This is a genomic window from Brucella tritici, from assembly GCF_008932285.1.
In the GTDB taxonomy this organism is placed as follows: domain Bacteria; phylum Pseudomonadota; class Alphaproteobacteria; order Rhizobiales; family Rhizobiaceae; genus Brucella; species Brucella tritici.
Genome location: NZ_WBVY01000003.1, coordinates 658,877 through 673,876, shown reverse-complemented (window position 1 = coordinate 673,876; position 15,000 = coordinate 658,877). Strand labels below are relative to the sequence as shown.

The window sequence follows — 15,000 nt, the reverse complement described above, 5'->3', positions numbered from 1 at the left end:
TCAATTTTTCAGTTAACGCGAAATTATAGGGAAACGGAGCAAAATCGGGCCATGAAATCCTATCTTCCAAGACTGCTGATCGCGCTGGTATTTGCATGTGGCGTTCATGGTGCTCAGGCTTCAGACAGACAGCCGGAAGCTCCCTCCTTCATTAACCAGAAGGAGCGCCTGCCATTGCCGTCCCTGCAAGCGCTCAACCGTCTGAGATTCATTACAACCGTCGACTTCCCCCCGTTCAACATGCTGGGCGATCAGGGCCAACTTGCAGGCTATAATGTCGACCTTGCCAAAGCCCTTTGCCGTCAACTGGGTGTCGACGATATCTGTCAGATTGAAGCTGTCCCCTGGAATGAACTTGAAGAACGACTGCTTAGCGGACAGGCAGAAGCCATCATAGCCGGATGGAAGCCAACCGAAATGAACCGGGGGCAGTTCGTCTATTCGCGCTCCTACATGCGACTGCCTGCGCGATTTGCGACGACCAATGCAAATGCTTTCAACGATGACCCAGTTTTAGCCACGAAGGGCAAGACCGTTGGCGTGGTCGCAGGCACGGCTCATGAGCAATTGCTGAAAAGCTATTTTCCTCAAGCTCTGGCCAAGCCTTACGCGGATGCTTCACTCATGCTCGCTGACCTCAAGAGCGGCAAGGTTGACGTTGTTTTCCACGACGGCATGTCACTTTCCATGTGGTTGAACAGCCCAGAAGGTCATGCATGCTGCTCCTTCGCAGCTGGCCCCTACCTTGCGCCACAATATCTTGGTTCTGGTCTCAGCATTGCAGTTGCTCAGAAAAACGCTCCCCTTGTCAGTGCCTTCAACAATGCCCTCCAGGCATTGCAGCAGAAAGGCACGCTGACTGAGCTCTACCTGCGCTATTTTCCCAACAGCTTTTATTGAGCCGAGCCTCAGTCAAATTTGGCCGGTAAAATCAGGCCACCCATTGCGTGCCATTTTGACGCAGAGAAGATTCGCCACTAAGCGAGTTTTCAGATATTTTTGAAACTTCGGATATATCGATACTTACAGTACAAAAGTAAAGTTATTTTCTATCAAATATATAAGCACAAATTAAGACCCAAAGATCGGCACATTCGCACGCTCCTCAGCGTGAATTGGGCTGCTTCTAACATAAAAACATCAATAAATACATCTATTTATTTTGACTTGAACATATCGCCCTCTCATCAATAATCAAATTGAGGGAGAAGGAGGATTTATACAATGTTCGATGGTGTACCTGCTCAATGGCACAAGGCTCCGGAGCAAACAAAGCGTTCGCCTAATGAGGCTGCCTACGTTTTTCTGGGTATCATGCTTGCTGCACTCAGCGTACCGGCAACGTTTCTAGGCTGGGCAATCGTTCAGAGTATCGCATCGCTGTTCTAGAGCATTTCCAGCCTTGCCGGGGAGTGCAAGCATAGGCTGATGCAAAAAGCCCCGCCTTTCGGCGGGGCTTTTGTTTGGCTCTAGAAACTGGCTAGAGCATTTCCTGTTTTGATTGAACCATTGGAAATGCTCTAGCCGTTTGTTTTTACGCATGTCTTTATCCCGAAACCGGTTCCCACTTTCGGGAGACATGCTCTAGATCTGATTGTCAGCCGGTCCATTCGGACCAGTTGTTTCATTCACATCTTCGTCCTCCGGTTTCTTCGGAGGCTTGCGCGCTATCAGGCTGTAGAACATCGGAATGAAGAACGTAGCGATAAACGTTGCTGCCAACATGCCGCCGATAACGCCCGTACCGATCGAGTGACGGCTTGCCGAACCGGCACCCGTGCTGATGGCGAGCGGCACCACGCCAAGAATGAAGGCCAGCGAGGTCATCACAATCGGACGGAAGCGCAAACGAGCTGCCGACGCTGCCGCCTCGATGGCGGACTTGCCCGTCTCTCGTTCAAGCACCGCGAATTCCACAATCAGAATAGCGTTCTTCGCCGCCAGACCTATGAGTGTCACCAGACCGATCTGGAAATACACGTCATTGGTCAACCCGCGCAGATCGGTCGCCAACAGCGCACCGAAGATAGCAAACGGTACTGCGGTGATGACGGCGAGCGGCAGGCTCCAGCGTTCATACTGTGCAGCAAGGATCAGGAACACCATGACAAGACCAAAGATCATGGCCTGTGTGCCGGTGCCGCTGGTGGTCACTTCCTGATAGGCCGAGCCGGTCCATGCGATCTGATAGCCTTGCGGAAGAACTTCCGCCGCCACTTCCTGCATTGCCTTGATCGCGTCACCAGAGGTGAAACCCGGTGCCGGGTTACCGGTAATCTTCGCTGCGTTGAAGGCATTGAAGCGTTCCAGCTGATCGGGGCCAACAATACGCTTGACGGTCACAAGAGCATCAAGCGGGATCATGCTGCCAGAATTGGCTCGCACGAAGACATGCTTGAGATCGCTTGGATCGCGACGGAACTCGGCTTCCGACTGCAGGTTAACCTGATAGTTGCGGCCAAACAGCGTAAAATCGTTGACGTAGAGGCTGCCGAACGTCGCCTGCATTGCAGTGAATACGGAGTTGATCGGCACACCCATAGCCTTCGCCTTTTCGCGATCAAGCTGGATGTCATACTGTGGAACGTTCGGATCAAACGTCGTACGAACGCCCTGCAACTCCGGCCGCTTGGCCGCAGCTTCAGTAATGAGCTTGGTCGCACGTGTCAGCGATTCCACACCACCGCCTGTACGATCCTGAACATAGAGTTCAAAACCGCCGGTCGTGCTGAGGCCCATGATCGGAGGTGGGTTGAACGCCAGAACAAGCCCGTCCTTGATGCCCGAATTCATCGCCATGATCGCGCCGGGAAGATTGCGTGCGTCAGTCTCAGGTGTCGTACGCTCTTTCCAGTCTTTGAGCATGATGAACATCGTGCCCGCACTGGTTTTCAGACCGCCCGACAGAAGGTCGAAACCGGATACCGCGAAGACGCTTTCCACAGCCGGGCTTTTCCGGATATTCGCGCTTGCCTGATCCAGAACCGCCGTTGTGCGCTCCAGAGAGGCCGCAGGAGGAAGTACCGCAACGCTGAACAGGAAACCCTGATCCTCATCAGGCAACAGCGATCCCGGCACCCTCTCGAAAAGATAGTAGGTGGCGCCAAGAAGGCCTGCAAAAATGATCAGACCGATTGCGGCGCGCTTCAAAAAGAAGCGAACGCCACGAGAATAGCCGTCTGTCACCCGCTCGAAGAAGCGGTTGAAGATGCGGAACGGTAGCATTGGCTCGTGATGGCCAGGCTTCAGGATCAGTGCGCAGAGCGCCGGTGTCAGTGTCAGAGCCACAAGACCGGACAACGTCACCGAAATCGCGATGGTGACGGCGAATTGCTTGTACATTTCGCCTACAAGACCGCCCATGAAGGCCACTGGAATGAACACGGCGCAAAGCACGAGAACAATCGCGACAACCGGTCCTGTCACTTCGCCCATGGCCTTGATGGCGGCCTTGCGTGGCGACAGTTTCTCGGTCGTCATGATACGTTCGACGTTTTCCAGAACCACAATGGCGTCATCGACCACGATACCGATTGCCAACACCAGGCCGAAAAGCGTCAGGAGGTTGATGGAGAAGCCAAGCACATACATGCCCGCGAAAGTACCAATGATCGAGATCGGCACCGCGATGATGGGAATAAGTGTCGCCCGCCAGTTCTGCAGGAAGATGAAAACCACCAGCACGACGAGAATGATCGCCTCTATGAAGGTGTGAACCACTTCCTCGATGGAGACCTTGATGAATTTTGTCGTATCAAACGGGATCGAGTAATCGATACCAGCTGGGAAGCTCGCCTTCAGCTCATTCATACGGTTCTGAATGAGTTCCATCGTATTGAGCGCGTTCGCACCCGGTTGCAGATAGATTGCAATCGGGACAGCAGACGTGCCGTTAAGATTACTGTCGACGAGATAGCTTTCCGTGCCGAGCTCGACGCGCGCGACATCCTTGAGACGCAGCGTTGCGGCGTTGGAGCTGGAACGCAGGATGATGTTCTCGAAAGCCGCAGCATCCGGCAAACGCCCCTGCGTGGTCGCCGTATAGGTGAACGGACCAGCTTGCGGGTCAGGCTGGTCGCCGAAGCGGCCTGCTGCAAACTGCGCATTCTGCTCCTGAATGGCTGTCGAGACATCGCTCGGGGTCAGATTATACTGCGCCAGCTTGTCTGGACGCAGCCAGATACGCATCGAATAATCGATATTGCCAAGCAGCTGCACATCGCCAACACCCTGCAAACGCTTGAGGTCGTCGACCACGTTTAGAAGCGCGTAGTTACCGACATAGGTGCGGTCATAACGATCGCTGTCGGAGAACATGGCGACCATGCCCAGAATCGTGGTGGAACGCTTGTCCACCGTGACACCGAGACGCTGCACTTCCTGCGGAAGTGACGAGGTTGCACGCTGCACGCGGTTGTTGACGTTGATGGTGGCCTGATCCGGGTCGGTGCCCAGAGCGAAGGTCACGGTCAACTGCATCGTACCGCTACCAAGGCTCGAGGACTGCATATAAAGCATGTTCTCGACGCCGTTGATCTGCTGTTCCAATGGCGCAGCAACAGTCTGCGCCACTGTTTCGGCACTTGCACCGGGATAGGTTGCACTGACGACGACCTGTGGCGGCGTCAATTCAGGGTACTGCGCAATCGGCAGGATCCGGATACAGATCAGGCCAGCCAGCACGAGCACAATGGAGATGACCGCCGCGAAAACGGGGCGGTCGACGAAGAATCTATTCATTGCTTGCCTGCCGCCTGTTCTTTGCCAGCATCAGCACCAGCCTTATCGGGCGATGTTTGATTGCTTGCTTCAGTAGCTGCGTCGACAGGATTCACGGGCTTACCCGGAGCTGCCTTGATAAGGCCCTCGGTAATAACCCGATCGCCTGCGCTGAGACCTTCGGAAACCAGCCATGCGTCGCTCAATTCACGAGCAACCGTGATCGGTCGCACTTCGACAACGTTGTCCTTGTTGACGACATATACAAACTGCGTTTGCGGGCCCTGAAGCAATGCAGCCTTCGGGATCGTGATAGCGTTCTTGACCTGAATGCCGAGAATCACTGCGCGAACGAACTGACCAGGGATCAGGCGACGATTCGGATTCTCTACAACCGCACGAGCGCCGAGCGTGCCCGTTTCGGTATCGAGCGACGACGAGGTGAAGTCGATCGTACCTTCATGATCGTAAGCCTGTCCGTCGCCGAACAGAACCTTGATCTTGAGGCGATCCGCATCTTCACCCGTTGCACCGCGCTCAGCACGCAAACGATCGATTTCTGCTGCTTCCGTATCTGTGAAGGAGAAATTCACATAAACCGGATCAAGCTGCGTGATCGAGGTCAGGAGACTGGAAGATGCGTCTGTCCCGATAAGGCTGCCTTCGTTCACTTGCTCAAGGCTGGTGATACCGCTGATGGGCGCGGTGACCTTGGTATAGCTCAGATTGAGTTCTGCTGTGCGAAGCTGTGCTTTAGCTGCCGCAACCGACGCCTTGTTCAGATCGCGCGTTGCGAAAGCGGAATCACGCACGGCGGTGCTCTGCACCTTCTGCTGGACGAGTTGTTCAGCGCGTTCAGCATCGCGGATGGATTGCTGATACTGCGCTTCAGCCTGCGCCACCTGTGCCTGAGCCTTTTCAAGCTCGGCCTCGTAAGGCGCCGGGTCTATTTCGAACAACACGTCGCCTGCTTTGACTTCCGTCCCTTCGACGAAATTACGGTGAAGCAATATTCCACCCACGCGCGCGCGCACCTGGACATCGCGATAGGCGCTGATGCGCGCCGCATATTCATAGGTAACAGGTACGTCATGCGGCTTGACCACAGTTACGGATACCTGTGGCGGAGGCGGTGTTGCACCCCCCGGTGCTTGCGCCAGAACGGGTTGCCCCGCAAAGACGAGAAATGCGGCCCCTGCCGCAAAAAGCCGAATAGAACGGTTCATAGTCATGATGGGAGTGCCCTTGCTGTCGCGCGGTGCTGCCAATTTAACATACACAAGTGTTTGTAAACACGAACTACCGTGTTATAGTCAATCACCTAATATTACAGATCACGAATGAGTTATCCAGATTCACTGGCAAATTGGGCCATTAGTCTGCATCCATCCGAGAGAAATCATGCGAAGAACGAAAGCCGAGGCAGCCGAAACCCGGGAAGCCATTCTGGTGGCCGCCGAGCAGGTTTTCCTCGAGCGCGGTGTCAACCAATCTACACTGATGGAAATCGCCTGTCATGCCGGTGTGACACGGGGAGCGATTTATTTCCATTTTCACGACAAGCTTGAAATTATCCGCACAATCATAGGCAGCGTCCGGTTTCCACAAGAAGAAATCATGTTACAGGCAGCGGCTGTCGATCACCCCAATCCAATGCATGTTCTGGAACAATCGATTATTCAGGCGCTGCAACTTTTCTCCAACGATGAGCGGCAGCAGAACATTTTCATCATCATCAACCAGCGATGCGAGTTCGTTGGCGAAATAGCCCCGCTCGAAGATCGTCTCAGAGAAGCACGATCCAATGTCCTCTCATTGTTTGCAGGATTGCTCGACGTGGCTGCCAGACGTGGGGAGCTTTCAAAAGAGTGGACTGCTGATACGGCAGCGCCGATCCTGCTTTCCATGTTGAGCGGTCTCCTCAATGAATGGTTGCGGGGTGACAGGAACTACGATCTGGTAACCTATGGTGGCAAAGCAATCTCCATACTTATTCGGTCCCTGAGAAATCAGTCATCTGAAGAACACCAAACGGATTGACCGACACAATTGTGATATGGCTCGGCTAGTGTGCTTTGAATCGGAAATTCGTACACAATCTCACTCCCGCGTGAGACGAATTTCGGATTCGCCACACTAGCGAGGCTGCTATTTTCCCCGATGCTAAGTTTCAACCTATTGTGATTGTTGGACTTAAAAATTGGGGAAGACGCTCGACTCTTTTTTAATTTACGCTTACGTCAATGTAACTCTTGCGAAGAGAGTAAAACTCGACCACATTTATGATTGAGGAGGCTGTCCGCGGGCGGGCGGCTTGGGAGACGGCGGGCGCGCAGGCGGCCCTACTTAGGACGGAGCAATCCGGGGAGAAGAAATGGCAAAAAAAACGACTGGGCAAAGTGCATCCGTAGTTGAACCCGTCGCGGCAGATACAGCCGATAAAAGTGCGTCTCTGCGGGAAAAGATCTGGTTGAAATCATACCCGGCAGGCGTTCCGCATGAGATTGATCTCAGCAAAACGTCCTCCATTGGCGACATGATTCTGGCTTCCTGCCGACAGTTCCCCGGCAACCCCGCCTTCACTTGCATGGGGAAGGACCTCTCTTTCAAGGAGCTGGACGAGCATTCCCGTGCGCTTGCAGCGTTTCTCCAATCGCGTGGTCTCGTCAAAGGTGATCGCGTTGCAGTGATGATGCCAAACATCCTGCATTATCCAATTGCGTTTACGGCTATTCTCCGCGCCGGTTTCGTGGTGGTGAACGTCAATCCGCTTTATACGCCACGCGAACTGGAACACCAGTTGAACGATTCAGGTGCCAAGGCATTGATTGTTCTGGAAAACTTCGCCTCGACGGTGGAAAAGACCCTCAACTCCGTCAATGTTCCCAATATTATTGTCGCGTCGATGGGCGACATGCATGGCTTGAAGGGCCACATCATCAATCTGGTCGTGCGCCGCGTAAAGAAAATGGTGCCGGTGTGGAACATTCCGGGACATATCCGTTTCAAGGATGCATTGGCTCAAGGCCATGCCCAGTCCTTCAACCCTATTCCGGTTCAAGGTTCTGACCTTGCCTTCCTGCAATATACAGGCGGCACGACAGGCATCTCGAAAGGTGCCATGCTGACCCATAGCAATATTCTTGCGAATGTGGAGCAGATGCATGTCTGGATGGAGGTTGCATTCCGGAACAAGGGCAAGCCCAAGGCGCTGAATTTCGTGTGCGCCCTACCGCTTTATCATATTTTCGCGCTTACAGTGAATGCGATGATCGGCATCAAGCTCGGCGCGCGAAATATCCTCATTCCCAATCCGCGCGATATTGCTGGCTTCGTCAAGGAGCTGAAGAAATACCCGTTCCATATCTTTCCGGGCCTCAACACCCTGTTCAATGGCCTCATGAATAATCCAGATTTCCAGACCCTGGATTTCAAACCTCTTATTCTCACTCTCGGCGGCGGAATGGCTGTGCAACGTCCTGTTGCCGAACGCTGGCAGAAAATGACCGGTTGTCACATCACGGAAGGATATGGCCTTTCGGAAACCTCGCCCGTAGCCTGCGCCAACGCGCTCGATGCAACCGAGTTCTCCGGAACCATCGGCCTGCCCATGCCATCGACCGATGTGGCAATCCGTGACGATGACGGAAATGACCTGGCACTCGGTGAGGTCGGGGAAATCTGCGTGCGCGGTCCGCAGGTGATGAAGGGATATTGGGAACGTCCTGATGAAACCAAGCGCGCGATCATGCCCGATGGTTTCTTCCGCACGGGCGACATGGGCTTCATGGACGAACGCGGTTACACCAAGATCGTCGACCGCAAGAAGGACATGATCCTGGTTTCCGGCTTCAATGTCTATCCAAACGAAATCGAAGAAGTTGCCGCCGGTCATCCAGGCATTGTGGAGACCGCTGCTGTCGGTATACCGAACGAGCATTCGGGCGAAGTCGTGAAGTTGTTCGTTGTCCGCAGTGACCTCAACCTGACCGAAGACGAAGTTAAAGCCTATTGTGCCGAACGTCTCACCAACTACAAACGCCCGCGCGAAGTGGAATTCCGCGAAAGCCTGCCAAAGAGCAATGTTGGCAAGATTTTGCGCCGCGAACTTCGCGACTGAGAACGTTGAAATTTAGAAACAAATGCGGCCGGACATTTCATCCGGCCGCAATCGTTTCAGACTGAATCATGCAGAGGGCGGCGCCAGAGGCTGAACGATTTCCTGAAAAGGTGCCAGCGCTTCGCATCGAGCCGCCAGACCAGCCAATGCCGGATATTTCTGTTCATTAAAGAGATTGGGATGCGCCTCGCGCAGAAAGCGAAGCGCGCAAGCCGCCGCGATATCGGCATGCCCAATTTCGTCTCCAAACCAGTACGATGATTTCCGTTCTGCAAGATCACTTTCCAGAACATCCAGCACCCGCGCGATCTGCGTCTCGCACCGCTCAACCCAAACGTTTGATTTTTCGCTTCGCAGCAAACCTTCATAGAGAAGGCTTACGGCCTTATCGGCAAGTCCGGTAGAAAGCGCGCATATCTTCAATGTCTGACGGCGTTCGGCACCTTTTGGCGCGATCAACGGAGGCTTGCCGACTGCGATCTCATCGAGATAGTCGAGTATCGCCGCGCTTTCGATCACGACGTCGCCATCATCCAGCACAAGCGTCGGCACACGGCTCAGCGGATTAAACTCCGCAAGCCTGTCACGGTCACCAAATGTCGACCAAGGTTTATGTTCGAATGGCAGGCCGTAGAGCCGCATGGCGATAGCGACACGCCGCACAAAAGGGGAATCATACTGACCGATCAGGATCATGGACATAGCTCGGGAACGTTAAACGTCCCGCCATGCTACTCCACGCCAATCACACCGCAAGAGCATCGAAGATGAATTGTCCTGATGCTTCCATTCAATTGTCTGAATGGAAGCCAGCACTCATCTCTTCAGCAGTTCAGGCAGCCCAGCCACGCTGTCCAACACCACATCGGCATGAGGCTCCAGCGCCTCAAGAGGAGAATTGCCCGATAGAACACCGACTGCAAGCCCTGCCCCGGCAGCATGGGCTGTTTCCAGATCATGCAGATTGTCCCCGACCATGGCGATCTCGTCAGGTGCCAATCCCAGCTTTTCTGCAAAATAAAGCAGCGGATCGGGATACGGTTTTGGGCGCGCCGCCGTGTTATAGCCGATCACGACATCGAAGAGCCCATGAATACCCAGAGCTTTGGCGGTGGCATGCGCACCAGCTTCGGAATCATTGGTAGCAATGCCTAGCCGGAAGCCCATTGTGCGAAGCACTTCCAACGTTTCGCGAACAGCTTCAATAGCAACCGCTGAACGCGCACCTTCGGTTACGCAATAAGCATCATATTCTTCGACCAGCTTGCGCAACTGCTCCGACGCAATATCTGGATGCCAAAGCGAAACGATATCTTCGACTGTGCCGGCAGCGATAACCGAATTGGCCCGGAAACGCTCGGTCAGCCAGTCATAACCTCCCGCATCAAGCAATGCGCGAGCCCTTATCTCGTCACCCTTTGCAGCGCGCTGCGCAAGCTGCCACGAGATTGAAAACCAGGTACGGTCGAAATCGATCAATGTGCCGTCCTTGTCGAACAGGACGGCACGGATCGACTTTATACGCTCGGCGGAAAGCTTGTCGCTCATGCTTCCAATGCACCGGCACGTTTCTTGACAGCAGAAGGCTTCGCGCCAAGCAGTTTGAGAAGATCATCCCCACGACGAACATAACGCAGCGAGCGACGGGTCAGGATGCGCCCGTCCTGCGGGGCGGTCAGCGTGATGTCGCCCTCTGGTTCACCCGGCTTCGTAACCACTGTAACCAGCTTCGTGCCCGCCTTTACTTCATCGCCCGGCGCTACATGGAACAACACCATGCCGCCTTCCGGTGCGCGCAGCATCTCGACATGCGAAAGCGGTGTAACAAGACCCTTATATTCCGTCTCTAGCTTCGCATTGTCGTCGCGGACAACACCCCGATGCACGAGGAATTTGTACAGGCCTTCAGCGTCGCCTTTGCCCATATCGGCATAAACATCACTCAAACCGCGAAATTCAACCGTCGTAACAGCCCGGCGCTTCATGTTGCGCTTGTCCGCCGGCAACTTCAGGACAGGATGGGCACAAGCTTCTTCAAAAGCTGCATCAGCGGTCGTGTCCCATGCGAGGATTGCTGTCGAGTTCAACGCGATAGCCAGATCCTTCATATCCTCGGCAAACTCTTCCGCGATATAAACGTAATTTTCGCTCTCGTCGTCGCAATGCAGGTCGAGCACGATGTCATTTGGCAGAGCCAGCTTCAAAAGCGTCGCCTTCAAGCGCTGTGCCAGCGAAATCGGCGCATCCGGCTCAGGCAGTTCAGAGGTGTCAAAATCCGGCAGTAGCGGGAAAGCGCGATTGAAATTGGTCAGCGAAAACGTCTCGAAACGACCGAGATGCTGATGTGCCTGCCACTGATTGGAACCGATCGGGTTGGCTTGCGGAACAACGGTGATATTGCCAAGAATGCGCCCTTCATCGGCCGCCTTCTTCAACATCGGAACCAGGAAATGAAGAGCCGCCTGCCCCGGAAGTTCTGCACCGTGAAGCGAAGATTGCAAATAAGCGGAAGGCGCATCGCTGTCCTTGCCTGCAAAGCGCAGCACTCGCAACTCGATGGCATTTCCCGGCACATCGCCGGCAAATTTTACGATCTCGGTTTTCATTTCATTTCCCATTTTATCTCTCATGAAGAGAGCCGGGTTACAAACCCGGCTCTCCTTTATTTCTAGCTGTGCAGAGAATGCCGTCAAGCTTTCCTTCGCGCATGCAGATGCGCGACAAGCCCTTGTGTGGATGCGTCGCGACCGTCGCTCGCTTCCTCGCCCGAAACCACCGGCAGAAGTTCGGTGGCAAGTTCCTTGCCAAGCTCGACGCCCCATTGATCGAAAGCATTGATGCCGAAAATCTGTGCTTCGACGAACACGCGGTGTTCATACAGCGCTACCAGACGTCCGAGAGCGAACGGATCCAGCTTGTCATGAACCAGCGTCAACGAAGGACGGTTGCCCGAGAAAACGCGATGCGGCGCAATGCGTTCGACTTCGCTTTCCGGAAGGTTCTTTGCTTTCAACTGCGCCCGCGCTTCATCAAGGGTACGCCCCTTCATCAAGGCCTCGGACTGTGCAAGGCAATTCGCCAGCAGCATTTCATGCTGATGGTCGAGGTGCTTTTCATGGCCCTTTGCCGCAACGATGAATTCGAGCGGAATGGTGTCGGTGCCCTGATGCAGAAGCTGGAAGAAAGCGTGCTGGCCGTTCGTACCAGGCTCACCCCACACAACCGGGCCGGTGGGACCGGAAACCGGCTTGCCATCAACCGTTACGCTCTTGCCATTCGATTCCATATCCAGCTGCTGCAGATAGGCAGGGAGACGGGCAAGACGCTGGTCGTAGGGTATGATCGCCCGGCTGCCATGGCCACAGATCGCACGATGCCAGTACCCGATAAGGCCCAGCCAGACGGCTAAGTTCTTTTCCAGCGGAGCATCTCGGAAATGCACATCCATCGAATGCGCACCTGCCAGAAACTTGCGGAAATCCTCCGGTCCAATCGCAATCATCACGGGCAGGCCGATAGCCGACCACACGGAATAACGTCCGCCGACCCAGTCCCAGAAACCGAAGACCCGGTCTTCAGCAATGCCGAAGGCAGCGACCTTGTCCAGTGCAGTGGAGACAGCCGCAAAATGGGCGCCTACAGCCGCTTCTCCAAGCGCATCCGCCACCCATTTGCGCGCAGTCTGCGCGTTGGTCATTGTTTCGATGGTCGTGAACGTCTTGGAAGCGATGATGACAAGCGTTGTTGCTGGATCGAGGATGCCAAGCGTATCTGCAATGTGCGCGCCGTCGATATTGGAGACAAAATGCGCACGAGGGCCATCATGATATGGAGAAAGAGCCAGAGTTGCCATGACAGGTCCGAGGTCGGACCCGCCAATGCCAATATTGACGATATCGGTGATCTTCTTTCCGGTCGCTCCCTTGATGGCACCCGACCGAATACCGTCCGCAAATGCCGCCATACGGTCGAGCACTTCCTTCACGTCCGGCAGAACATTGTGCCCGTCAACGAGCACTTCCTTCGAGGAAGTATCGCGCAGCGCGACATGGAGAACGGCGCGGTCCTCCGTGTTGTTGATGTGCTCACCCGCAAACATCGCTGCACGACGGCCTTCAACATCGGCAGCAACGGCCAGTTCCTTGAGCAGCCCGATCGTTTCGTCGTTGACCCGGCATTTTGACCAATCGAACAGAAGGTCATCCAGGGATAGCGAATACCGCTCGAACCGGCCCGGGTCTGATTTGAACGCCGCGCGCATATCGTGCGGGGCCGAATCTGCCCAGTGCTTTTTAAGCTTTGCGACCGTTGCTTCAAGCTTCGTCGCGTCTCTTGCCATGATGCTACTCCCGAATCAAATCGATTTAATTGCGGACATTAAGCGCTTTAGAGAAGATTTGCGGCAAATAAATTACCGAACTTCCAATTTGGACAGAGTGTCATATACACCATATTGATCAATTTAGGGTGATCCACCTCGGAGTGAAGCATGGACCTGACCGGAGAAGAGCGGATTGCGGCGCCACGACAAGCAGTTTGGGATGCGTTGAACGACATCGAAACGCTGAAATCCTGCATTCCCGGTTGCGAAGATATCGAGCGTATTTCGGAAACAGAGATACGCGCTGCCCTCAAAGTGAGTTTCGGGATTCTGAAGGTTCGCTTTCACGGCATTCTGGAATTGTCGAATATGAAACCACCGGTCTCCTATACGATCTCCGGCCATGGTGAAGGCTCCATAGCCGGCTTTGCGCACGGTGCGACCGATGTGCGTCTGGACGAAGATGGCGACGACACGATTTTATCCTATGCCATACGTGGTGATGCTGGTGGCAAGGTGGCACAGATCGGCACGAAATTGCTTGGTTCGGTGGCACGAAAGATCGCGGACCGCTTCTTTGCCAATATCGCAGAAGCGGCATCGAACGCCGCCGCAAAAACGACCTGATCCGGCGTCACTCTTATAAAGCTGCAACGGCGTTCCCTAACAATCCGGTCTTCGTTAATTCGCAATACTTCTTGAAAGCCTGCTGGCATGAAACCCAGAGATATCGCGACCTATATTTTTCTTGCCGTGGCATGGGGACTATCGTTCCTCGTCGTGCTGCGCGTGGTCGAAGCCTTCGGCTGGGTTGGCGCGGTCACTTTCCGCTCCTTCATTGCCGCCGGAACGCTTTTTGCAATCGCGAAACTTTCCGGACGCAGACTTGATTTTCATGCCGGGTGGAAACCTTTCGCAGTCGTCGGCGCAACCACGGTTGCGGGACAACTGATCGGCCTTTCCTATGGCACGCCGCTGATCGGCACGGCGATGGCCGCTATCTGCGTTGCATCCATTCCGCTTTTCTCGATGGTCATCAGCCAGCTCTGGGGTCTTGAACGCATCACCTCGCGTGGCCTTATCGGCCTGCTGCTTGGCGTGACCGGCATCGTGCTTCTGGTTGGCTTCCCGGCCGTTGCTGTCACGCCTGCCTTCATCATGGGCTGTGTTGCTGTGCTTTTCTCCTGTTTTTCAGCGGCTTTCGGCAGCAACTATGCCAGCCGCCGTCTTTCCGGCACCGGCTCATGGGAAACCACCATCGGCGCATTCGTCTTTGGCGGCATTCTGAGCTTGCCATTGATCGTTGCCGTCCCCGTGCCAGCCATGCCGGGGCCGGTTGACTTTGCTTACCTGCTGATTTCGGCATGTGTGATGAGCGCGCTTACCTATGTGCTTTATTTCAAACTGGTCGGAAATGTCGGACCGACAAAAGCCATCAGCGTTGAATTTGTGGTGACAGTCATTGCAGTTCTGGTCGGTGCGGTGTTCCTGAAGGAGCAGCTTTCCGTGATTCAGTTTGTCGGCGCTGCTATCATCATTGCAGGTTGCGCTCTGGTGCTGAGTTCTCGCCCGGCACTACCCAAAGAACCCCGCACTTTACCGGTCTCCGAAGCGACCCCGGACGGTCTCAAATCCGATCCGCTTTGATTTCGCATTTTGCCGAATGTCAAAGGCCCGCGCTCCTACAGCCGGGCCTTTTCTGCATTTGTAGTGCGGAATCCTCATAAATTGACCAGATGATAAAAAATTTGACCTTCCGTGAAAATCTGTCATCCTGTCATTAACGGGCATCATATGACGACAAAGATCGCAGCCCGGAATAGTTGAGGTGCGCAAAGGG

12 protein-coding genes are annotated in these 15,000 nt (G+C 54.5%); 6 read left to right on the top strand and 6 right to left on the bottom strand.

Annotation, left to right across the window (positions count from 1 at the left end; genetic code table 11):
- Positions 1–51 precede the first annotated feature (51 nt).
- On the top strand, positions 52–900 hold the full coding sequence (locus tag F9K94_RS13050) for a transporter substrate-binding domain-containing protein (RefSeq protein ID WP_151646101.1): 849 nt from the start codon (positions 52–54) through the stop codon (positions 898–900).
- 324 nt (positions 901–1,224) lie between these two features.
- Positions 1,225–1,389, top strand: coding sequence for a hypothetical protein (locus F9K94_RS24415; RefSeq protein ID WP_167522179.1), 165 nt, complete (start codon positions 1,225–1,227; stop codon positions 1,387–1,389).
- Between the two features lie 195 nt (positions 1,390–1,584).
- Here the strand turns inward: F9K94_RS24415 and bepE are convergent, their stop codons facing one another.
- Positions 1,585–4,740 carry a multidrug efflux RND transporter permease subunit BepE gene (gene bepE, locus F9K94_RS13045; protein ID WP_061344972.1) on the bottom strand — a complete coding sequence of 1,052 codons (3,156 nt, stop codon included), beginning with the start codon at positions 4,738–4,740 and terminating at the stop codon, positions 1,585–1,587.
- On the bottom strand, positions 4,737–5,951 hold the full coding sequence (locus tag F9K94_RS13040; protein ID WP_151614994.1) for an efflux RND transporter periplasmic adaptor subunit: 1,215 nt from the start codon (positions 5,949–5,951) through the stop codon (positions 4,737–4,739). The genes bepE and F9K94_RS13040 overlap by 4 nt, the downstream gene beginning before the upstream one ends.
- A 169-nt stretch (positions 5,952–6,120) precedes the next feature.
- Here F9K94_RS13040 and F9K94_RS13035 point away from each other — a divergent pair, with 169 nt between their 5' ends.
- Together F9K94_RS13035 and F9K94_RS13030 are read left to right on the top strand one after the other, a co-directional pair.
- Entirely contained in the window at positions 6,121–6,759 is a 639-nt protein-coding gene (locus F9K94_RS13035) for a TetR family transcriptional regulator (RefSeq protein WP_151646099.1), read from the top strand.
- Positions 6,760–7,093: 334 nt separating this feature from the next.
- On the top strand, positions 7,094–8,839 hold the full coding sequence (locus tag F9K94_RS13030; protein ID WP_061344969.1) for a long-chain fatty acid--CoA ligase: 1,746 nt from the start codon (positions 7,094–7,096) through the stop codon (positions 8,837–8,839).
- Positions 8,840–8,905: 66 nt separating this feature from the next.
- On the opposite strand, the gene F9K94_RS13025 is transcribed toward F9K94_RS13030, so the two are convergent.
- The 4 genes from F9K94_RS13025 to pgi form a co-directional block, all read right to left on the bottom strand.
- Positions 8,906–9,535 carry a glutathione S-transferase family protein gene (locus tag F9K94_RS13025; protein ID WP_061345232.1) on the bottom strand — a complete coding sequence of 210 codons (630 nt, stop codon included), beginning with the start codon at positions 9,533–9,535 and terminating at the stop codon, positions 8,906–8,908.
- Between the two features lie 120 nt (positions 9,536–9,655).
- On the bottom strand, positions 9,656–10,387 hold the full coding sequence (locus F9K94_RS13020) for an HAD family hydrolase (protein ID WP_151646095.1): 732 nt from the start codon (positions 10,385–10,387) through the stop codon (positions 9,656–9,658).
- The gene (locus F9K94_RS13015) at positions 10,384–11,445 is read right to left on the bottom strand and encodes a succinylglutamate desuccinylase/aspartoacylase family protein (protein WP_151614990.1); all 1,062 of its coding nucleotides are present in this window, start codon (positions 11,443–11,445) and stop codon (positions 10,384–10,386) included. Before F9K94_RS13015 ends, F9K94_RS13020 begins: the two co-directional genes overlap by 4 nt.
- An 83-nt stretch (positions 11,446–11,528) precedes the next feature.
- Entirely contained in the window at positions 11,529–13,178 is a 1,650-nt protein-coding gene (pgi, locus tag F9K94_RS13010) for a glucose-6-phosphate isomerase (protein ID WP_151646093.1), read from the bottom strand.
- 150 nt (positions 13,179–13,328) lie between these two features.
- On the opposite strand from pgi, the gene F9K94_RS13005 reads away from it, so the two are divergent.
- On the top strand, positions 13,329–13,787 hold the full coding sequence (locus tag F9K94_RS13005; RefSeq protein ID WP_071631937.1) for an SRPBCC family protein: 459 nt from the start codon (positions 13,329–13,331) through the stop codon (positions 13,785–13,787).
- An 87-nt stretch (positions 13,788–13,874) separates the two neighbouring features.
- Complete coding sequence (locus F9K94_RS13000; RefSeq protein WP_151646091.1) at positions 13,875–14,807, top strand: DMT family transporter; 933 nt, start codon at positions 13,875–13,877, stop codon at positions 14,805–14,807.
- Positions 14,808–15,000 lie beyond the last annotated feature (193 nt).